The organism is Chromobacterium sp. INPA-IVC (genome assembly GCF_059047085.1).
Genome location: NZ_JBTNLS010000009.1, coordinates 109438 through 127883 on the forward strand (window position 1 = coordinate 109438; position 18446 = coordinate 127883).

Genomic DNA, 18446 nt, shown 5'->3' on the forward strand with positions numbered 1-18446 from the left:
CGGCACCTCGCCGGCCCTTCCACCTCTCCCGGCATTCTGTCCCCCATACGCGTTTATGCGTATGAATTTCTACTAGTGAATGAGCTAGAACGAATTGATATATCACGACATACCTGCCGGGAGGCGCGCATGCTGCATCAATTCACCGTCCGCCAGAAGCTGCTGGGAGGCTTCTCGCTGCTGATCCTCCTGCTCTGCGCCGTAGTCTTCGTCGCCTACAACAAGCTGCACACCATCCAGAACAACATCACCGAGATCAAGGAAGACCGCTATCCCAAGATCATGCTGTCGCAGCGCATCGCGCTGAACCTGCTCTATATCAGCCGCGGCGTGCGCGACGGCGTGCTCGCCCGGGACCCGCAGAAAGTGGAGCGGCAGATCCGCAACGTGGAAAACCTGCGCGCCGCCAACCGGGCCGACCTCGACAAGATGGAACCCATGCTGTCCACGCCGGAGGGGCGCCAACTGTATGCCAAGATACGCGCGGCGCAGGACAGCCAGCGCCCGCTGTTCGACCCGCTGTACGCGCTGATGCGCAGCCACCAGACCGACGCCGCGCGCGAGATGCTGGAGACCCAGTTCGCGCCGACCAACAACGCTTTCATCGCCGCATTGCTGTCGTTGCGCGACCGTCAGCAGGATCGTCTGGACAAGTCGATGCAGGAGGCGATGGCGTCCAGCCAGCAGGCGATCGCCATCCTGCTCGGTACCGCGCTGGCCTCGCTGCTGCTGGCGACAGCCGTGGCCTTGATCATCTCCAACATGATCACCTCGCCGCTGCGCCATTCGGCCGATCTGGTGCATCAGATCAAGCTGGGCGACCTGTCCGGCCTCAGCGAGCCGATACCGCCCGCCCGCGACGAGGCGATGCTGATCGCCCGCGACATCCAGGAAATGCGCGAGGAGCTGCGCCAGATGGTGCAAAGCATTCAGGACAACGCCCATCAGGTGTCCGACTCCGCCCGCGCTTTGTCCGGCATGGCGCAGCAGGTGGCCGACGGCGCCCAGACCCAGGCTGAGGCCACCACCTCGGCCGCCGCCTCGATAGAACAACTGACGGTCAGCATCAACCAAGTGGCGGACAACTCCACCGAGGCCTCTGAACAGGCCCAGGCGGCCGGCCAGTTGGCGAACCGCGGCGGCCATGAGGTGCTGGAATCGGTAGGCAAGATACGTTTCGTCACCACCTCGGTGGACGATACCGCCCGGCAGATGAACAGCCTGACCAAGGAAGTACAGCAGATCGGCAACATCGTCACCGTGATCCGCGACGTCGCCGATCAGACCAATCTGCTGGCGCTGAACGCGGCGATCGAAGCCGCGCGCGCCGGCGAAACCGGCCGCGGCTTCGCGGTGGTGGCCGACGAGGTGAGAAAACTGGCCGAACGCACCACGACGTCGGCCCAGGAAATCACCACGATGATAGGGTCGATCCAGCAAGGCGTCGGCCAGGTGGTGAGCAGCATGGGCCAAAGCCTGGACTGCGTAGAGGGCGTGTCCGGCACCGCCGAGCAGGCATCCAACTCGATGCGCGAGATCGAAAGCAGCGCCGACACCATCATGCGCACGATACACAGCATCACCGGCGCGCTGACCGAACAGCGCAGCACCAGCCTGAGCCTGGCGCAGGACATGGAAAAAGTGTCGCGGATGGCGGAGGAGAACAACGCCACCGTGCAGGAACTGGCCACCACCTCCAGCCAGCTGAGCACCTTGTCGGCCAACCTGCAAAACGTGGCCACCCGCTTCCGGCTGTAACGGACATCCTCACCATCCCGGCTGCGCCTTTCCGGCGCAGCCGCTTTCTCGCACGCCGCCATCAGCAACAAGCTGCCAACAACATTCATGCTTCTCGCTTATAATCGCGTCCATTCTGATCAACTCACCCAAACCGAGCGTCAAATGGATCCGATCCTGCTGTTCCACTCCCTGATCATGGGCCTGGTAGAGGGCATCACCGAGTTCCTGCCCATCTCGTCCACCGGCCACCTGATCCTCACCGGCGATCTGCTGGGCTTTCTCGACAAGGAAAAGCGCGACGTCTACGAAATCTTCATCCAACTGGGCGCGATGCTGGCGGTGGTGTGGGAATACCGCCGCAAGATAGGCCGCACAGTGGCCGGCGCCGTCCATTCCGGCAGCGAGCGCAACCTGCTGCTCGGCATCGTCATCGCCTTCATCCCCGCCGCCATCGCCGGCCTGCTGTTTTCCAAACAGATCAAGGCCGTGCTGTTCAATCCGGTATGCGTGGCCATCGCCTTCATCGTCGGCGGCTTGATCATCCTGTGGGCGGAAAAGCGCGAGCATAAAGTGGCGGTGGAATCTGTCGATGATCTGAGCCTGAAAGACGCGCTGAAAGTGGGCCTGTGCCAGTGCCTGGCGCTGATTCCCGGCACCAGCCGTTCCGGCGCCACCATCATCGGCGGCCTGTTCCTGGGCCTGTCGCGCAAGGCGGCGACCGAGTTTTCGTTCTTCCTCGGCATCCCCACCCTGGGCGCCGCCTCGCTGTACAGCCTCATCAAGCACCGCGACGCGCTGAGCGCCGACGACATCGGCGTGTTCGCCGTCGGCTTCGCCGCGTCCTTCGTGTTCGCCTTCCTCGCCATCCGCGCGCTGCTGCGCTTCATCTCGACGCACAGCTTCGCGGTGTTCGCCTGGTACCGAATCGCCTTCGGCCTGATCGTGCTGGGCACCTGGTGGAGCGGCCTGGTGAACTGGAGCGCTTGAGACTGAGAGACTAAAGGCAGGGCAGGCCTATGGCCTTGCCCTGCCTCAGCCTGCAAAAGCTATACCCAGCGGCGAGTGCGATTGATTGCTTCTTTCCGTCGAAATGCCATGCCTAAGTCGACGTCAAAACGGTTGGCTATCGCGCATAAGTAAATGAAAACGTCAGCCAGCTCGCCCTCCAGCTCCCCCACCTTCGCATTGGCATCGATCCCCATGCCTTCCGCCTTGCGCACGGCCTTGAACAACTCGCCGATCTCCTCGCCCAGCAACAGGCATTTATCTCGGGCATTCTGCTGACTGAAACCACGCTCCTCTTCCAGTTCAAACACATAACGCTGGTAATCGCCCAGCACGGCGTTTTCCGGTAAAACTGGCATACCGCCACCTCGATTCAATATGGTTGACTCCGACTAAGCCGCCCCTTTCGAACAGCAAGATCTACTGACTTACCCGATCTAGTCGACTCACCCGCTCGAAAAATTCGTAGATGCCGGTCTCGCTCATCCGCCGCGCGTCGGCGAGTTCACCGGCGCGGGTCGCATAAACCACCTTGTTGTCCGGCGACAGCACCACCGCGGCCGGAATGCCCTTGCCTATCGGGTGGCCATACTCGGCGTCGATGTCGAGGTTATGGTCGAAATTGCCGACATCCACCTTCACCACCTTGAACTCGCGCGCCAGCAACTCGGCGCTCTTGCCTTTCTTCAACGCCTCATCCAGCGCGCGGCAATCCGGGCACCAATTCGCCCCCAGAATCAGCAGCACCGGCTGGTAGTTCTGCTTGGCCGCATCCAACGTCCGGCTCAATTCGACCTTGGCGTCGGCCTTCTCGTCATACGGCAGATCGCCCGCCAGCGCGGCGGCGCTCGAGAGCAGCAATGACAGCACAATCAGCAGTTTCTTCATGGAGAGGCTCCGGATCAGTCCAGGCGAGGCTGGCACAGCACTTCGGTTTTGACGGAATGGGCGATGAAGCACTCGGCATGGGCGGCATGGTGCAGGCGCTCCAGATCCTCCTGCGTCGGCAGCTTGTCGCCGGAAAAGGACGTTCTGGGCTGCAGCGTCACCCGGGACACCCAAGCCTTGCCGGCTTCGTTCCGCCCCATCTCGCCGACGGCGACATCGTGGTATTCATTGACGCGGAAACCGGCGCGCGCGGCGATATCGAGAAACCACAGCATATGGCAGCTGGACAAGGAGGCGATGAACGCTTCCTCCGGATCCACCGCGGCTGGATCGGAGTACGGCGGCGGCACGACCTGCGGCGCCGAGGAGCCTGCCACTTCCGCCCCGCCGTCAAATTTCAACAGATGCTTGCGGCTGTAACGGCGGTCGAGAAAATCCTGCTCGCCGCGCCGCCAGATAACTTCCGCCTGATGTTGCGCCATCGCGTCCGCTCCTTGTCCGATTGGTCAAAGCCGATCATAGCACGGCAATGACAAAGACATTTCAAGCTCAGCGGTAGCTGGATGGCCTCAAGGCGGTTTCGCCCCACACCTCGTCCTGCTCGGCCTGCCAGCGCCGCAATGCGGCCAGATCCAGGTCTGCCGGCAACAGTTGGACTTTCTCATTGGCGACGGCCAGCAAACGGCCGCGGGCGTCGATCAGGCAGCTGGCGCCGTCGTATTGCGGCGCCGGGTAATTGCACAGCGCGACGGCGAAACGGTTTTCCAGCGCCCGGCCGCGCAGCTGCTGCAGGCGGACATCGCCCAGCTCGGCATCGTCGCGCATCGGGCAGGCATTGGGGACCAGCGCCAGTTCGACGCCCTGCCGCATCAGCGCGCGGCCGGCTTCGGGAAACTCGCGGTCGAAACAGATCATCGCGCCGACGCGCACCGTCTCGCCGCCAAGCGCGACATCGGCGCAAACAAAGCCGTCGCCGCCTTGCAGCGCGGTCTCGGTGCCGTCGGTGAAATCGCAGACGTGGACCTTGTCATATTGCAGCGCCACCGAGCCATCGGCGCCGTACAGACGCAGCCGGTTGCGCAGCGCGCCATCGCGGCGGGCTAGGTAGGTGAAACCCATGGCCAGTCCAAACTCGCCGGACAGGCGGGCGACCTCGGCCAGAACCGGCTCATCGTCGTCCCAGGCATGCGCGGCGTTCATCCTTTCCGGCGCGTAGCCGGTGGACCACATCTCCGGCAACAGCAGCAGATGCGCACCGTCCGCCGCCGCGGCCTCGCACCACTGCCGCAATAGCGGCAGGCGACGGGATGGATCCTCCGGCGCGGGCTGCTGCGCCAGGGCCAGGCGGATCATGCTCATACCAGCGCGATCCGCACGTAGATGGGCTGGTACGGCGCGTCCTGGCTGACCTTGACCATGCCCTCCTTCACCAGTTCCAGCACGGCGATGAAGTTCACCACCAGGTGGGCGACGCCCTTGTCGACGTCGAACAACTCCTCGAACGGCACATACTCCTTGCCATCCAGGTAGCGCAGAATCCAGCTCATTTGCTCGCGCACCGACAGCTCGTCCTTTTCCACCTTGTGATGGCGGCGGTGCTTGACGCGGGACAGAATCGCCATCCAGGCCTGGCGCAGGTCGGCTGCGCCCACGTCCGGCAGCCGCTGCTCGGCCGATTGCTCGATCAGCACCGCCAGCCAGGCGAAGTCGCGCTCGGCTTGCGGAATCTTGTCCAGCTCCAGCGCCGCCAGTTTCATCTGCTCGTACTCCAGCAGCCGGCGCACCAATTCCGCGCGCGGGTCGTCCGGCTCGCCGTCTTCATCCAGTTGCGGCCGCGGCAGCAACAACCGCGACTTGATCTCGATCAGCAGCGCCGCCATCAGCAGATACTCGGCCGCCAGCTCCAGGCGGCCATGCTTCATCGCGTCGATATAGGACATGTACTGGGCGGTGATTTCGGCCATCGGGATGTTGAGCACATCCAGGTTCTGCTTGCGGATCAGGTAGAGCAGCAGGTCGAGCGGACCTTCGAAGCTCTCCAGGATCACCTGCAGCGCGTCGGGCGGGATGAACAGATCCTGCGGCACCTCCAGCACCGGCTGGCCGAAAACATGCGCGATCGGCACGCTGGGAGGCAGCTCGGGCGAGGTCAGCTGGAAATCCGGCGCGGAGGAATCAGGGGCATTCAAGGGTACGTCGCTCATGGCGACAAGGATACCAGCAAGCGGACGCGCGCCGGTTGAACTTTTGCCCGTTGCGGCGCACAAACCGGTTTCGACAATGAGAGTCACGCCAGCGTGTCGCTACATCCATTGCCTGTTTTGCTCGGCCTGCTCTGCCTGCCGCTTTCCGCTTGCGGCCTGGACGGCGACGGCGCTTCCCACGCGTCCGAACCGCGCCGCCTTTCGGCCAGTTCCGACCACTTCTGGCGCAAGCGCGAGATCGAAGAAGTCAGCCGCCGCATCATAGAAAAAGAGCTGGGCTACCCGGAAACCACCCGGCTAGTCGCCCAAGAGGACGACAGCGGAGCGGGACAATACCGCTTCCGCCTGTCCGGCACCGCCCGCAGCGGCTGGAAAACCCATCCGGTCACCTTCACCGTGGCGGGCGACCTGTCTAGCGGCCGGGTGCTCAGCATCCACTGCCACGCGGGAGAAAGCGGCCGGCAAGTCTGCTACCCGCCCAAGCACTTGGCGGCCTGGTCCTGACCCTCAGGCCGGCTCTCCGGCCAGCGACGCGTCCACCGCATCCTCCAGCCGGATCTCCATCAATTGGCAGCTGCCGGTCTGCTGCAGCAAACGTTGCGCCCGGACCAGCCATTCTCTGCCGTCGGCCCGCAGCAGGAACGGCCGCAGCGCCTGATACTGCCGCCCCGGCAGCACCAATACGCCGCGGTGGCGGAACTGGCGCTCGGCCTGCAGCAGCAGGCCCGGCTCCAGCGGCGCGTCCGGGTGGCTGGTCACCGCGCAAGCCGCCACCGCCTGGGGCCGCTTGCCGACGAACTCCACCCCGCACTCCGCCGGCGCGTCGCCGCCGGGCAGGCTGATCCATCTCACTAGGCCCAGCTGCCATTCGAACCCGCGCCGCTTCAGCATCACCAGCGCGCCGGCCTGCAGCAGTCCCGGCGGGCAATCGCCATACAGCCGCATGCCCGACGGGCTGAGATTGCCCAATAGCAGCTCGCCGGCCTCGACGCCGTCCGGCAGGCGTCCTTCCCCGGCCAGCCGCCAGCAAGCGTCGAAGCCGCCCACCACGGTCACCCGCTGGCCGTTGCGCTGGTTGCGCCGCAAATGGCGGCGCTGCGGCGGCCGGCTCCACTCCTGCTCCAAGCGTCCCAGCAACTGCCACTGCGCGGCGGAGAATTCGTCGGCGCGCGCCTGGGCGGCCGCCCTCAGACGGCGAGCCACATCGGCGGCGTCCACCCGCCAGTAGCCGCCGGCCGTCTCGGCCGCTGCGATGGCGGCGAAGCGGCCCGGACTGTCCGCTTCCGCCGACACCAGCCAGCCCTCCACCTCTGCGCCGCTCCTCGGCGGCCCCTCCAGGCGCAGCGCCTGGCCATGGCCGGCGATCCAGTCCAAAAGCAGCGATTGCCGCCCCGGATCCAGCCGGTTGCTCGAGGTGATGCCCAGCAGCAGCATCTGACGGTAGCCGGCGCCCAGCGGCGGCTGGCCGTCGATGGCGACCCGGCTCTCCCAGCCCCGGCGGCGCACTTCGGCGAACAACTGGTGGCTATCTTGCCAAAAACCGGGAAACAGCGGCGCGTATCCCAATGCGTGACCGCGCTGCAACTGCCAGGCGCTGCCCAGCGCCAACCCCAGCGCCTGGCGCAGCAAGCCGCCGTCGCTGAAGCGGCCGGCTCGGCGCGCGGCGCAGGCCTGGGCCAGCAGCTTGCACGCCTCGTGCAGCTCGCGCCACAAACCGCGCAAGGCGCGGTCGCTCTCCGTTCCCGCGCCGCGCCACATCAGCGGCAGGCAGGCCTCGAACAGCTCCTTTAACGCGTACAGCCTGTCGGCGAGGCTCAGCGGCTGCTCATCCAGCCGCCATAGCGGGCGGCGCAGCCTGTCGGCGTGCGCTTCGACCGACAAGCCGGACTGCCATCGCAAGGCTTGCAGCAACGCCGGCCGGTCCAAGGCTTGCGGCTCGCCCGCCGGCAAGGTGTGGGATACGGTGAGTCTCAACATGATGACAATGACAAAGCTTCCGGGACCGGCATCTTAGCCTTCGCGCCGCCGGCCCGCGATCACGCGGCGCCGGCAATATTGCCAATCGCGGCCAGGATATCGGCGCTGCCGCAGACGCGGCAATACTCGCCGTCCAGATTGGCCAGACTCATCGCATGCACCTCGTCGGCGCTGCGCAGGCGGCCGCGCCAATCGGTCTTGTCGAAAGCGAAGCAAGCATCCTCCGCCAGCCACACGGAAAAACCCAGATTGCCGGCCATCCGCGCGGTCGCCTCCACCGAATTGCTGGTGCAGACCCCGGCCACCACCAGCTCCAGCCAGCCGTTTTCCCGCAGCAAAGCCTCCAGCCCGGTGCCGATGAAGGCGCTGTTGGTCTGCTTGGCGATCACCGTTTCGCCGGGCCGCGGCGCAACCTCCGGCTTGAAGGCATGGCCGGGCTGGCCCGGCCGGTAGGTGGAGTTCGGCTCGATGGAGTCGTGGCGGATATGGATCAGCGGCAAGCCGCGCTCGCGCCAGGCTTGCAGCAGGCCGGCGCACGCCTGCTCCGCCCGCGGATTGTTGCGCGGCCCCCAAGAAGGATGGTCGACCGCCTGCTGCATGTCGATCAGCAGCAACAGCGGCGTGGGAGTGGCGAATCGCAGCGGCGAGGGCATGGGATGGCCTTCCAAATGAAAATGGCATCATGCCATGCGCCGGGCGACTGCGCACTAACGGCTCAGGACTCCCAGTATTCGCCGGGCAAGTAGTCGCTGAAATACCATTGCTGGCCTTCCAGATCGTGCGCCAGATAGCCGCTGGCGCCGTAATCCTCGCGCTTCAGCGGCTGCACGATGTTTGCGCCCTGCGCCTTTGCCTGCTCGTAATGCGCCTGCGGATCGGCCACATAGACGCACAGGGCCTGGGCAAGCCCCGGCAAGCCGCGCGCGCCCACCCACTGCTGCTCGGGCTTGGGGCTTGACACCATGATCACCGCGTTGCCCAGGCTCAGCTCCGAGTGATGCACACGGCCATCCTCGATCACCGCGAAACGGCGCTGGAAGCCGAACACCCGCTCCAGCCATTCCATCGCCGCCGCCGCGTCGTCGTAGCAAAGGCAGGGATACACGCCGGGCAGCGCTCTCGTTTCTCTCATCGCCTTCTCCTGATGCTATTGCGAGGAATTCCATCTTAGGACAATGGCAATAAAAAACCGCCCTATGGAAGGGCGGTTTGCGCTGAACAGAAACATCGGATGATCAGGCCGACAGCTCCAGCATCAGCTTGTTGATGCGCTTGACGAAGGAAGCCGGGTCTTCCAGCTTGCCGCCTTCGGCCAGCAGCGCCTGGTCGTACAGCACCTGGGCCAGATCGGCGGCGCGGGCCTCGTCGGCTTCGCCGGCCAGCTTTTTCACCAGCACATGGTCGGGGTTGATTTCCAGCGTCGGCTTGCTGCCTTCCACCTTCTGGCCGGCGGCCTTCAGCATCCGCTCCAGATGGGCGCTCATATCGTGCTCGCCGGCCACCAGGCAAGCCGGGCTCTCGGTCAGGCGGGCGGTGGCGCGCACTTCCTTCACCTGCTCGCCCAGCGCCTTCTGCACTTTTTCCACCACCGGCTTGGACGCTTCCTCAACCTGCTTCTGCGCTTCCTTGTCGGCCTCGTCCTCCAGCGCGCCCAGATCCAGCGCGCCCTTGGCGACCGATTGCAGCGCCTTGCCGTCGAATTCGAACAGCGAACCGGTGACCCACTCGTCGACGCGGTCGACCAGCAGCAGCACTTCCACGCCCTTCTTCTTGAACACTTCCAGATGCGGACTGTTCTTGGCGGCGGCCAACGTGTCGGCGGTGATGAAGTAAATCTTGTCCTGGCCTTCCTTCATCCGGCCGATGTAGTCGGCCAGCGATACGGTCGGCTCCGCGCCTTCGGACGCGGTGGAGACGAAGCGCAGCAGCTTGGCGATGCGTTCCTTGTTGGCGTGGTCTTCGCCCACGCCCTCTTTCAGCACCTGGCCGAACTCCTTCCAGAACGCCGCGTATTTCTCCGGCTGGTTGGAGGACAGGTCTTCCAACAGGCCCAGCACCTTCTTCACGCAGCCGGCGCGGATGGCGTCGATGTCCTTGCTCTCTTGCAGGATTTCGCGCGACACGTTCAGCGGCAGATCGTTGCTGTCGATGACGCCGCGCACGAAGCGCAGGTAGTGCGGCATCAGTTTTTCGGTGTCTTCCATGATGAAGACGCGGCGGACGTACAGCTTCACGCCCTGCTTGCGCTCGCGGTCGTACAGGTCGAACGGCGCGCGCGATGGGATGTACAAGAGCTCGGTGTACTCCTGGCGGCCTTCGACGCGGGCGTGGCTCCAGGCCAGCGGGTCGGTGAAGTCGTGGGCGACGTGCTTGTAGAATTCCTGGTACTGCTCTTCGGTGATGTCGCTCTTGGAGCGGGTCCACAGCGCGGATGCGGAATTGACCGCCTCCATCTCTTCGCTGACCACCACTTCGCCATCTTCGCCGTAGCCGCTGCCCTTCTTCATCTCGATCGGGATGGAGATATGGTCGGAGTACTTGCGGACGATGCCTTTCAGCTTCCAGTCGTTCAGCAGCTCGTCCTCGCCCTCTTTCAGATGCAGGACGATCTCGGTGCCGCGCTCGGCCTTTTCCACGCTCTCCAGCGTGTACTCGCCCTCGCCTTGCGACTCCCAGCGCACCGCTTCGGTCTCGCCGGCGCGGCGGGTGGTCAGCGTCACCTTGTCGGCGACGATGAAGGCGGAATAGAAACCGACGCCGAACTGGCCGATCAGGTGGGCGTCCTTTTTCTCGTCGCCCGACAGCTGCTCGAAGAAGGACTTGGTGCCGGACTTGGCGATGGTGCCGATGTGGGACACTACTTCGTCGCGGCTCATGCCGATGCCGTTGTCGGCGATGGTGACGGTGCGGGCGTCCTTGTCGAAGGCGATGCGGATCTTCAGCTCGGGATCGTTCTCGAACAGCTCCGGCTTGGCCAGGCCCTCGAAGCGCAGCTTGTCGGCGGCGTCGGACGCATTGGAGATCAACTCACGCAGGAAGATTTCCTTGTTGGAATACAAGGAGTGGATCATCAGCTTCAGCAGCTGTTTCACTTCGGTCTGAAAACCCAGGGTTTCTTTCTGTGCACTCATGGTCGTCAATGTTATTGAGGTTGGCGATAGCGGGCAGATGGCGGCTATTAACCGCATTTCAAGTAGCCGGAATGCAAAAAGCCCTGTCGGTCGACAGGGCTTTCTTCCTCAATGGGAACCGATCAGGACTCGGTCTGGCCATCCGGCTGCGGCGCGGCTTCGGCCACGGCGGGAGCGGCTTCGACCGCTGCCGGAGCGGCTGCCTCCACCGGCGCCGTCTCGGCGTCGGCCGCCGGGGCGTTCTTCGGCTGCATCTGCAGCTCGGCGGCGCGCTTCTCCTCGGCGCTCACCTCGCCTTGCGGCTTGCCGTTCAGGTCGAAACGCTTGCCGCCGCGGGCCAGCGACTTCAGGTAGCGCGGCTTGCGGCAATGGTTGGCCACCACGCGGGAAATCAGGGCCGGATCGAACTGCGACAACGCCGCGATCAGGCTCTCGTGAATGCCGAGCGCCAACGGCCGGAACTGGCGAAACACGTCAAACTTGCCGTAGATGTGGTCCGCGATCATCTCAGTCTGCTTCTTCTTGGACAAGCTTTGGACTGCAGACTTGAGAGCAGCACCGAGTGCCGTTTCAGTATTTGGCTTCATGAACTTCAATCTAGATCCGTTGATGCAAAGACAGCGCATGCTGCCCAATCAAGAGGCGTGGTGCAACCGGCCACTTGTCCAGTTAGACGACGGCGTCGCCAGGATGTGAATTTTAATCCAGCAAGATGAACGCCGCCATCTGCCCGCATAGGGACGAAACGGCTTCCACGGCTGGATTGCTGATGGTGCCCCGGGCCGGGGTCGAACCGGCACAGCCGAAGCCGAGGGATTTTAAGTCCCTTGTGTCTACCAATTTCACCACCGGGGCAGCAGCAAAGCGGGCAATTGTAGCCCAGCGCAACGCGGGCTGACAATGCATTTTAAATATCGCATACCAGGCAGCGCAGGATGATCACCCACAGCTTGCGAATCGGCCGATTATTCAGGCCATTTCGTCTTGATATGATTTAGCAGCGCATTTCATCAGCGGCAACGATTTGATTTTAAAGCATTGCCTGCCAATGAGACGCTGCACTTTAACGGCAATGGCCAGAGCTGTCAACGCCGCGGCGGGCAAATACCAATCGGCGGCGATGCGCCGCGCATAAAATCATCTCGATTAACAATGGATGGTATGCAAATGACGACTAAATAGCTGTTTTTCCGGTCAATATCTTAGGTATATGGGCTTTATCAATAACCCTCCGATAAAACCGCCTGACGATGCCTATCAAATACTGACGAATTTCACCACACTTCCATATTGAATCATTATCAATATATTTACTCGCCTTCTTATTCATTTCAGCCGGAGCGATACAAAATGAGCGCCCGGGCAAATTCCGGCGCCACTGGCGCGGCCAATGCCGGTTCCAGGCAAAGCCTCGCCCCGCTCTCGCGCCATCCGCTCCCCGTCCAGCCCGTCCCGCCACTGACATGGTTCCCCTGCCGGCCCAAGCCGGCCGCTTTCTAAACTGGCCGCCGATCACAGCAGCGCGCCGGCCACGCCGGCCCGCATCCATTCGCGGAGAAACCATATGCAAGCGTTAAGCAAGGGCGCGCACGGCCAGGAGGTGCGGGAATTGCAGATCCGTCTCAATAGCCAGGGCTCCAGGCTGGAGGTGGATGGATGGTATGGAGCGGCCACGGAACAAGCAGTGGCCAGGCTGCAACGGCGCGCCGGCCTGGTGGTGAACGGCGTGGCCGGCGGCGCGACGCTGGCGGCGCTGCGCGGCCAGCGCGATCCGCGCCGGCTGCGCGAGGCGGATCTGCTCGATGCCGCCGACAGCCTGCGGCTGCCGCCCCCTTGCCTGAAGGCTTTCTGCGAGGCGGAGGCGGAAGACGGCGGCTTCCTGCCCGACGGCAGCGCGCGCATCCTGCTGGAGCGCCATATCGCCTACCGCCAGGCCTTGAAGGCCGGCCTGGACGCCAACCGCCTCGCCAGCCGCCATCCCGAGCTGTGCAAGCCTGCGCGCGGCGGCTATCAAAGCCCGTCCGCGGAATGGGAGCGCTTCCGGCGGCTAGCCGCGGTGGCGGGAGAGACAGTCGCCGTCGAATCCTGCCTCTGGGGGCTGTACCGCCTGCCCGGCTTCCTCTGGCAGGAGCTGGGCTATGCCGACGCCCGCTCGTTCCGGATGGAAATGGAGCGGGACGAGGCCCGCCAGCTGGACGGCTTGGTGCGGCTGCTGGGCGCGCGCCCCGCCTTGCTACAGACCCTGCGCGAGCGCCGCTGGCGCGCGACGGCGCGCATCCGGCAAGGCCCAGCCTGGCTGGACAGCCTGTACGACGCCCGCCTGGCCGCCGCCCATGACAGGGCGAGGAGGCTGGCATGACGCCGTACGCCCCGCTCCGGCTCGCCGTCGCCGCGCTCGCCTTGCTGTTTCCGCTGCAACTGCTGGATCTGCAGTTCGGCCGCAGCGCGGCGCTGCAGACCCAAATCGCGCAATTGCAGCTGCGCGAGCAACAGTTGCTGACCATCAACCAGCAACAGGCGCAGCAGCTGGCCATCCAGGATCTGGACCTGAAGCTGCTGGCGTCGGCTCAGCGCGAACTGGCGGGCGAAACCCGGCGCCTGCTGCGATCTCGCCATTGAGTCATTCGTCTGCCGACAAGCGCAGCAAGCTGGACGGCTGCCGCCCCAGCACCCGCAAAAAACTGCGGCGCATCCGCTCCGCGTCGCCGAAGCCGCACAGCCGGGCCACCTTCTGAATGGAACGCTCGCCGCTCTCCAAGGCGGCGCGCGCGGCCTCCACCCGCAACTGCTCCACCGCCTTGGCCGGCGGCATGCCCACCTCGGCCTGGAACAAGCGAGAAAAATGCCGCGGGCTCAGGCAGCAAAACCCGGCCAGCGACTCCACGTCCCAAGCCGCGTCCAAGCTCCGCCGCACCTGGTCCAGCAAGGCCGCGAAGCGTCCATCCGGCCGCTGCATCTCCAGCAGCGACGAAAACTGCGATTGCCCGCCCGGACGGCGGTAATACACCACCAGCCGCTGCGCGCAGCGCCGGGCGATCTCCTCGCCCATGTCTTCCGCCACCAAGGCCAGCGCAACGTCGATGCCGGCGCTGACCCCGGCCGCGGTCCAGATATTGCCCTGGCGGATGTAGATGCGGTCGGTATCCAGCGCCACCGCCGGATAGCGGCGGGAGAACTCGCCGCTGTGCGCCCAATGGGTGGTCGCGCGCCGGCCATCCAGCAAGCCGGCCTCCGCCAGCAGGAAAGCGCCGGTGCAAACGCTGACCACGCGCCGGGAAGCCGATGCGCAACGCCGGAGGTAGGCCAGCGTCTCCCCGCAGCCCAGCGCGGAAGGCGCGCCCTCGCCGCCGGCCACCAGCACTGTGTCCGGCGACGGCATCGCGGACAGCGGCCGGCTGTCCAGCGCGATGCCTGAGGAGCTGCGCGCCGCGCCGCCGGCCACGGTCAGCGGCGACAGCCGGTACGCGTCCGGCTGATAGCGCAGCGCACATTCGAAAACAGAGATCGGCCCCGCCGCGTCCAATAGCTGAAAACCGTCGAACAGCAGAATGGCGATGTCTCGCGTCATGGCATGAAAAGTTGGAATTTAGTCATTTGCGCCAAAGCATAGCTGGCCGATGATTGCAGGGTCAATCACCGCCGGGAGGCATCATGAACCACCCCTATACCATCGTTTTCGCACTGTATCCGGGCGTCACCCAACTGGACTTCACCGGTCCGCTGGAATTCCTGAGCAAGCTTCCCGAAGCCCGATGCGTGCTGGCGTCCAGCCGGGGCGGCGACATCCGCGCCGACGGCGGCGTCGTCTTCTCCGGCATCGCCCGGCTGGCCGATATCGAACGCTGCAACCTGCTGTGCGTCCCGGGCGGACTGGGCACCATGGAAGCGATGGAGGATGCCGAGCTGATGGGACAGCTGCGCCGCCTCGCCGCCGGCGCCGACTACCTCAGCTCGGTCTGCACCGGATCGTTGCTGCTTGGCGCGGCCGGCTTGCTCAAAGGCCGCCGCGCCGCCTGCCACTGGGCCTGGCTGGACAGCCTGGCGGCCTTCGGCGCCCATCCCTGCCCGGATCGGGTGGTGGTGGATGGAAAACTGTTCAGCGGCGGCGGCGTCACCGCCGGCATAGACATGGCGCTGACGCTGATGGCGGAAATCGCCGGCCCCGAGTTCGCTCAGACGGTGCAGCTGACGCTGGAATACGCGCCGGCGCCGCCATTCGCCTCCGGCCGGCCGGAACTGGCCAGCCCGGAAGTGCTGGCCGCGGCGCGGCGGCGGATCGACCAGGTCCGCGATCGGCGCGAAGAAGCGGTGATACGCGCCGCCTCGAACCTGTGAAAGAGGAAAAACTGTCCAAGAGGCTGACCGACGCCGCCTCGCCAGCGGCTACACCTAGAGCATGAAGCCCCATCCCGGCGCGGCACCCGGCATTCCGGCGCGATCCGCGCTCCTCCACGCGAGGTGAACGATGAGCCTGTATGCCGAACTGGTCAGACACGCCGCGGATCAATACCGCGCCCAGCTGGACGCGCTCTACGCGCGGCAGCACCTCATCCAGCAGGCGGACCGGATGGCCGGCCTGCTGAGCAAGGCCGGCCTTCCCGCCCGGGCGCAGGCCGACGCGCAATTCATGCCCTACGTCGAACTGTCGCTGGCCGCGGAGCTGCAAAACATGCGGCAGGCCGTGTTGAGCTACGTCTGCAATGTGCTGGAATGCCATCTGGAGGACGGCGCGGGCGCCGCCGGAGACTGTTACCGGATACTGCCGGCCGCCGACGCGCCGGAACAGATCCGCCTGATGCTGGTGGTCATAGGCAACTGATCCCGCGGGCAAACCGAGCCTCGCGCCCAGGCATCCGGGAATCGAATGCGACCATCGCCGATAGCCATGCCAGTCCCATCAAGCGTCGACCGACATGGCTGCTGGGTCACGGCTTATGGACGCGCGCCAGCGACGGATCCAGCGCCGACAAGATCCGGTAGGCCGCCCGGACGCGTTCCGCATTGGGATAGTTGCGGTTGGCCAGCATCACGATGCCCATCTTGTGCGCCGGCACGAACAACACGTAAGCGCCGAACCCGCTGGTGGAGCCAGTCTTGTTGAGCAAGACGTCCGCGCCCATCTGGCGGGGCGGATTCAACCACTCAAGCTGTTGCGGCTGGAACGCGATCTCATTGGAATTGCCGGCCAACAAGCGCTCAAGGCTGATGGGATAGCGGTAGCCTTCCCAGCCCAGGCCCTGATGCAGATCGCCGACGCGGTAATAAGCGGCATGGCTGGCATCCATCGCTCGCCTCAGCGCGGGCTCCGCCTGGCCGGACATGTTGATCGCCAGGTATTTCAGCATGTCTGCCGCGCTGGACTTGATGCCGTAGGCTTCCGCATCGAGCGCTCCCGGCCCTACCCGCACCGGCTTGCCCGCCTTGGAGTAGCCCCAGGCGTAGCGCGATTGCTCCGCCGCCGGCACATGGATGAAGGTATGGCTCAACCCCAGCTTGGGCAGCAGCCCCCGTTCCATCGCCTCATCGAAAGGCTGGCCCAGGCTACGGGCGGCAAGATGTCCGAACAGGCCAATGCTGGGATTGGAATACAGACGCCTCGCGCCCGGCGCGTAGTCCGGCTTCCAGGCCCGGTAATAGTCCAGCATCGACGATCGATCGGTGACCGCATCCGGAAACTGCAGCGGCAAGCCCCCGGCGCTGTAGGTGGCGAGTTGCAGCAAGGAAATGCGGTCGAAAGCGCTGCCCTTGAGCTCGGGCTCATAGCGGCTGGCCTTGTCGCCCAGCGACAGCTTGCCCTGCGCCAGCGCGTAGCCGCCCAGAATGCCGGTGAAGGTCTTGCTGATCGAGCCCAGCTCGAACAAGGTGTCCTGGGTCACGGCCTGGCCGCCCTCCTTGGAGGCGACGCCGTAGTTGAAGTAGCGAGCCTGGCCATTGACCAGCACCGCCACCGCCATGCCGGGAATATCGTTCGCCTTCATCAACGGCCGAATGGTCGCTTCCACCGCCTTGCCGAGGTCGACGCTGCCGCCGTCATTGGCGGCCAAAGCCGCGGCCGGAACAAGGGAAAGGCAGCCGAGCACGCCTGCCAAGGTTCGAAACTTCAGGGATCGCATCATCGCGGAACTCCAGTGCTGGGACATGGCGGCCGACGCGGCCTCTCCGCGCGGCGCCAAGTCCCGATTGGGAAAGCCCCGCCAAGTTACAAACCGCGGCGGCCAGCGTAAACCGCAACAAACGTAACATCCGTAACCGTTAATGGACTGTAAACAAAAATGCCGGCATTGGCCGCTCCCCCCTCAAGGGTGGCCGCCCTCCTCATCCTCGGGAACGCGTCCGGCATACTTGCTCAGCAACGCGTCCAGGATAGCCGACGACTCCGCGTCCGGCTCCCCATCGCAACGAGCGGGCCTGAAGTGCATCTGGAATGCGGTGACGACCGCCCGCGTTTCGGCATCCCATACCCCGCTTTCCGGCGCGTCATAGCCATAGGCCGCCAACCGCCTCTGCCAATCCGACGCGTCCGTCGGCAGCCTGCGGGACAGGAAACGGCGGACATCGCCATCGTCGGGCCAGGCGCCGACGCCAAACTCCCGATACAGCCTCTCCCAGGGAAACTTCGGCCCCGGATCCACCTTGCGGCCCGGCGAAATGTCGGCATGCCCGACGACGTTGCGCGGCGGGATCCGGTGGCGGGCGACGATGTCGGCGGCCAGCCTGCCCACCAACGCGATCTGGGCGTCGTCAAACGCCATCCAGTCCCGCAATGCCGGCGGCCAGTCGTCCTGCTGCGGCGACGGGTAGCCGCGGTTGACGATCTCCACGCCTATCGAGCTGCCGTTCACATAGCGCTCGCCGCGCCAGTAGCTGTCGCCGGCGTGCCAGGCCCGCCTCTTCTCCGGCACCAGCCTCAGAACCGCGGGCTTCGCGGCCAGGGTTGCGGCATCCGGCACCAGATAATGGGCGCTGGCCCGGTACTTCGCATCCGTCAGCAGCTTGAGCGAAGCTGCGAAGTCCACCGCCGTATAGTGGAACACCAGGGTGCGGACGCGGGAGTCCTGGTTGGCCGACGCATGCGATTCATCGATCCAGAGCGCCGTCGTTTCTGCCTGCGCCTTTACTGCCGGAGCCGCCAGCAGCACGCCGCCTGCGGCGATCATCCCGGTCCGGCACAAAAACTGTCTGCGATTCGCCATTCTTTCCCTTCCGCCATCCGGCGCGTGATGCGATATGTCCAGTGCGGTCAGACCGCCCGCTCCGCGCGAAAATCCCGATCAAGCCGCGCGCGGCTCATCACCCTGCTGATTCATGATGGAGAAAGGAAAAGCCATCGCGCCGAACGATTTCAAGTGTATGGGATGAAAAAGAAAAACCCCGTAAATCCTTGGATTTACGGGGTTATATCTGGAGGCGGGGGTCGGAATCGAACCGGCGTAGACGGATTTGCAATCCGCTGCATAACCACTTTGCTACCCCGCCGTTAACCGGCGTATCGACCAGATGA

Annotated in this window: 20 protein-coding genes and 2 tRNA genes; 7 read left to right on the forward strand and 15 right to left on the reverse strand. The window is 64.8% G+C overall.

Annotated elements, in window-relative coordinates:
* Positions 1-129 precede the first annotated feature (129 nt).
* Together ACX17K_RS17825 and ACX17K_RS17830 are read left to right on the forward strand one after the other, a co-directional pair.
* Positions 130-1758, forward strand: coding sequence for a methyl-accepting chemotaxis protein (locus ACX17K_RS17825; RefSeq protein WP_493775823.1), 1629 nt, complete (start codon positions 130-132; stop codon positions 1756-1758).
* A 144-nt stretch (positions 1759-1902) separates the two neighbouring features.
* Entirely contained in the window at positions 1903-2727 is an 825-nt protein-coding gene (locus ACX17K_RS17830; RefSeq protein ID WP_493775824.1) for an undecaprenyl-diphosphate phosphatase, read from the forward strand.
* A gap of 59 nt (positions 2728-2786) precedes the next feature.
* On the opposite strand, the gene ACX17K_RS17835 is transcribed toward ACX17K_RS17830, so the two are convergent.
* From ACX17K_RS17835 to ACX17K_RS17855, 5 genes are all read right to left on the reverse strand, one after another.
* Positions 2787-3080, reverse strand: a complete 294-nt coding sequence (locus tag ACX17K_RS17835) for a MazG nucleotide pyrophosphohydrolase domain-containing protein (RefSeq protein WP_493775825.1) — start codon at positions 3078-3080, stop codon at positions 2787-2789.
* An 85-nt stretch (positions 3081-3165) separates the two neighbouring features.
* The gene (locus ACX17K_RS17840; protein WP_493775826.1) at positions 3166-3633 is read right to left on the reverse strand and encodes a thioredoxin family protein; all 468 of its coding nucleotides are present in this window, start codon (positions 3631-3633) and stop codon (positions 3166-3168) included.
* Between the two features lie 14 nt (positions 3634-3647).
* Positions 3648-4115 (reverse strand): OsmC family protein, encoded by a 468-nt coding sequence (locus ACX17K_RS17845; RefSeq protein ID WP_493775827.1) that lies wholly within the window; start codon positions 4113-4115, stop codon positions 3648-3650.
* A 67-nt stretch (positions 4116-4182) separates the two neighbouring features.
* Positions 4183-4992, reverse strand: coding sequence for a carbon-nitrogen hydrolase family protein (locus tag ACX17K_RS17850; RefSeq protein ID WP_493775828.1), 810 nt, complete (start codon positions 4990-4992; stop codon positions 4183-4185).
* Entirely contained in the window at positions 4989-5837 is an 849-nt protein-coding gene (locus ACX17K_RS17855; RefSeq protein WP_493775829.1) for a segregation and condensation protein A, read from the reverse strand. The genes ACX17K_RS17850 and ACX17K_RS17855 overlap by 4 nt, the downstream gene beginning before the upstream one ends.
* A 93-nt stretch (positions 5838-5930) precedes the next feature.
* Between ACX17K_RS17855 and ACX17K_RS17860 the strand changes: the two genes are divergently transcribed.
* Positions 5931-6341 carry a hypothetical protein gene (locus ACX17K_RS17860; protein ID WP_493775830.1) on the forward strand — a complete coding sequence of 137 codons (411 nt, stop codon included), beginning with the start codon at positions 5931-5933 and terminating at the stop codon, positions 6339-6341.
* A gap of 3 nt (positions 6342-6344) precedes the next feature.
* On the opposite strand, the gene ACX17K_RS17865 is transcribed toward ACX17K_RS17860, so the two are convergent.
* The 6 genes from ACX17K_RS17865 to ACX17K_RS17890 all read right to left on the reverse strand — a co-directional run bounded on the left by ACX17K_RS17865 (position 6345) and on the right by ACX17K_RS17890 (position 11800).
* The gene (locus ACX17K_RS17865; protein WP_493775831.1) at positions 6345-7814 is read right to left on the reverse strand and encodes a cyclic-di-GMP receptor FimW-related protein; all 1470 of its coding nucleotides are present in this window, start codon (positions 7812-7814) and stop codon (positions 6345-6347) included.
* Between the two features lie 59 nt (positions 7815-7873).
* Positions 7874-8467, reverse strand: a complete 594-nt coding sequence (locus ACX17K_RS17870) for a cysteine hydrolase family protein (protein ID WP_493775832.1) — start codon at positions 8465-8467, stop codon at positions 7874-7876.
* 62 nt (positions 8468-8529) lie between these two features.
* Positions 8530-8946, reverse strand: a complete 417-nt coding sequence (locus ACX17K_RS17875) for a VOC family protein (protein ID WP_493775833.1) — start codon at positions 8944-8946, stop codon at positions 8530-8532.
* Between the two features lie 103 nt (positions 8947-9049).
* Positions 9050-10945, reverse strand: coding sequence for a molecular chaperone HtpG (htpG, locus tag ACX17K_RS17880; protein WP_493775834.1), 1896 nt, complete (start codon positions 10943-10945; stop codon positions 9050-9052).
* Positions 10946-11067: 122 nt separating this feature from the next.
* Positions 11068-11532 (reverse strand): ProQ/FINO family protein, encoded by a 465-nt coding sequence (locus ACX17K_RS17885; protein ID WP_493775835.1) that lies wholly within the window; start codon positions 11530-11532, stop codon positions 11068-11070.
* Positions 11533-11715: 183 nt separating this feature from the next.
* Positions 11716-11800: transfer RNA gene (locus ACX17K_RS17890), tRNA-Leu, on the reverse strand.
* A 709-nt stretch (positions 11801-12509) separates the two neighbouring features.
* On the opposite strand from ACX17K_RS17890, the gene ACX17K_RS17895 reads away from it, so the two are divergent.
* Both ACX17K_RS17895 and ACX17K_RS17900 read left to right on the forward strand, forming a co-directional pair.
* Positions 12510-13304, forward strand: a complete 795-nt coding sequence (locus tag ACX17K_RS17895) for an N-acetylmuramidase domain-containing protein (protein WP_493775836.1) — start codon at positions 12510-12512, stop codon at positions 13302-13304.
* Complete coding sequence (locus tag ACX17K_RS17900) at positions 13301-13564, forward strand: hypothetical protein (RefSeq protein ID WP_231151514.1); 264 nt, start codon at positions 13301-13303, stop codon at positions 13562-13564. The genes ACX17K_RS17895 and ACX17K_RS17900 overlap by 4 nt, the downstream gene beginning before the upstream one ends.
* A 1-nt stretch (position 13565) precedes the next feature.
* On the opposite strand, the gene ACX17K_RS17905 is transcribed toward ACX17K_RS17900, so the two are convergent.
* On the reverse strand, positions 13566-14513 hold the full coding sequence (locus tag ACX17K_RS17905; protein ID WP_493775837.1) for a GlxA family transcriptional regulator: 948 nt from the start codon (positions 14511-14513) through the stop codon (positions 13566-13568).
* An 83-nt stretch (positions 14514-14596) separates the two neighbouring features.
* On the opposite strand from ACX17K_RS17905, the gene ACX17K_RS17910 reads away from it, so the two are divergent.
* Both ACX17K_RS17910 and ACX17K_RS17915 read left to right on the forward strand, forming a co-directional pair.
* Positions 14597-15280: a DJ-1/PfpI family protein gene (locus tag ACX17K_RS17910; protein WP_493775838.1), complete on the forward strand. Its 684-nt coding sequence runs from the start codon at positions 14597-14599 to the stop codon at positions 15278-15280.
* Positions 15281-15410: 130 nt separating this feature from the next.
* Positions 15411-15764: a hypothetical protein gene (locus ACX17K_RS17915; protein WP_493775839.1), complete on the forward strand. Its 354-nt coding sequence runs from the start codon at positions 15411-15413 to the stop codon at positions 15762-15764.
* A gap of 106 nt (positions 15765-15870) precedes the next feature.
* Here the strand turns inward: ACX17K_RS17915 and ampC are convergent, their stop codons facing one another.
* The 3 genes from ampC to ACX17K_RS17930 form a co-directional block, all read right to left on the reverse strand.
* On the reverse strand, positions 15871-17058 hold the full coding sequence (gene ampC, locus ACX17K_RS17920; RefSeq protein WP_493775957.1) for a class C beta-lactamase: 1188 nt from the start codon (positions 17056-17058) through the stop codon (positions 15871-15873).
* Between the two features lie 183 nt (positions 17059-17241).
* Positions 17242-18138, reverse strand: a complete 897-nt coding sequence (locus ACX17K_RS17925) for an N-acetylmuramoyl-L-alanine amidase (protein ID WP_493775840.1) — start codon at positions 18136-18138, stop codon at positions 17242-17244.
* Positions 18139-18347: 209 nt separating this feature from the next.
* Positions 18348-18421 (reverse strand) — tRNA-Cys (locus ACX17K_RS17930).
* Positions 18422-18446 lie beyond the last annotated feature (25 nt).

What these genes read in the sequence shown, in the direction of transcription:
- ACX17K_RS17865 (WP_493775831.1), bottom strand. Translation starts at nt 7,814, where the DNA reads ATGTTGAGACTCACCGTATCCCACACCTTGCCGGCGGGCGAGCCGCAA.
- ACX17K_RS17840 (WP_493775826.1), bottom strand. Translation starts at nt 3,633, where the DNA reads ATGAAGAAACTGCTGATTGTGCTGTCATTGCTGCTCTCGAGCGCCGCC.
- ACX17K_RS17850 (WP_493775828.1), bottom strand. Translation starts at nt 4,992, where the DNA reads ATGAGCATGATCCGCCTGGCCCTGGCGCAGCAGCCCGCGCCGGAGGAT.
- ACX17K_RS17845 (WP_493775827.1), bottom strand. Translation starts at nt 4,115, where the DNA reads ATGGCGCAACATCAGGCGGAAGTTATCTGGCGGCGCGGCGAGCAGGAT.
- ACX17K_RS17905 (WP_493775837.1), bottom strand. Translation starts at nt 14,513, where the DNA reads ATGACGCGAGACATCGCCATTCTGCTGTTCGACGGTTTTCAGCTATTG.
- htpG (WP_493775834.1), bottom strand. Translation starts at nt 10,945, where the DNA reads ATGAGTGCACAGAAAGAAACCCTGGGTTTTCAGACCGAAGTGAAACAG.
- ACX17K_RS17895 (WP_493775836.1), top strand. Translation starts at nt 12,510, where the DNA reads ATGCAAGCGTTAAGCAAGGGCGCGCACGGCCAGGAGGTGCGGGAATTG.
- ACX17K_RS17870 (WP_493775832.1), bottom strand. Translation starts at nt 8,467, where the DNA reads ATGCCCTCGCCGCTGCGATTCGCCACTCCCACGCCGCTGTTGCTGCTG.
- ampC (WP_493775957.1), bottom strand. Translation starts at nt 17,058, where the DNA reads ATGCGATCCCTGAAGTTTCGAACCTTGGCAGGCGTGCTCGGCTGCCTT.
- ACX17K_RS17885 (WP_493775835.1), bottom strand. Translation starts at nt 11,532, where the DNA reads ATGAAGCCAAATACTGAAACGGCACTCGGTGCTGCTCTCAAGTCTGCA.
- ACX17K_RS17915 (WP_493775839.1), top strand. Translation starts at nt 15,411, where the DNA reads ATGAGCCTGTATGCCGAACTGGTCAGACACGCCGCGGATCAATACCGC.
- ACX17K_RS17925 (WP_493775840.1), bottom strand. Translation starts at nt 18,138, where the DNA reads ATGGCGAATCGCAGACAGTTTTTGTGCCGGACCGGGATGATCGCCGCA.
- ACX17K_RS17855 (WP_493775829.1), bottom strand. Translation starts at nt 5,837, where the DNA reads ATGAGCGACGTACCCTTGAATGCCCCTGATTCCTCCGCGCCGGATTTC.
- ACX17K_RS17825 (WP_493775823.1), top strand. Translation starts at nt 130, where the DNA reads ATGCTGCATCAATTCACCGTCCGCCAGAAGCTGCTGGGAGGCTTCTCG.
- ACX17K_RS17900 (WP_231151514.1), top strand. Translation starts at nt 13,301, where the DNA reads ATGACGCCGTACGCCCCGCTCCGGCTCGCCGTCGCCGCGCTCGCCTTG.
- ACX17K_RS17830 (WP_493775824.1), top strand. Translation starts at nt 1,903, where the DNA reads ATGGATCCGATCCTGCTGTTCCACTCCCTGATCATGGGCCTGGTAGAG.
- ACX17K_RS17910 (WP_493775838.1), top strand. Translation starts at nt 14,597, where the DNA reads ATGAACCACCCCTATACCATCGTTTTCGCACTGTATCCGGGCGTCACC.
- ACX17K_RS17875 (WP_493775833.1), bottom strand. Translation starts at nt 8,946, where the DNA reads ATGAGAGAAACGAGAGCGCTGCCCGGCGTGTATCCCTGCCTTTGCTAC.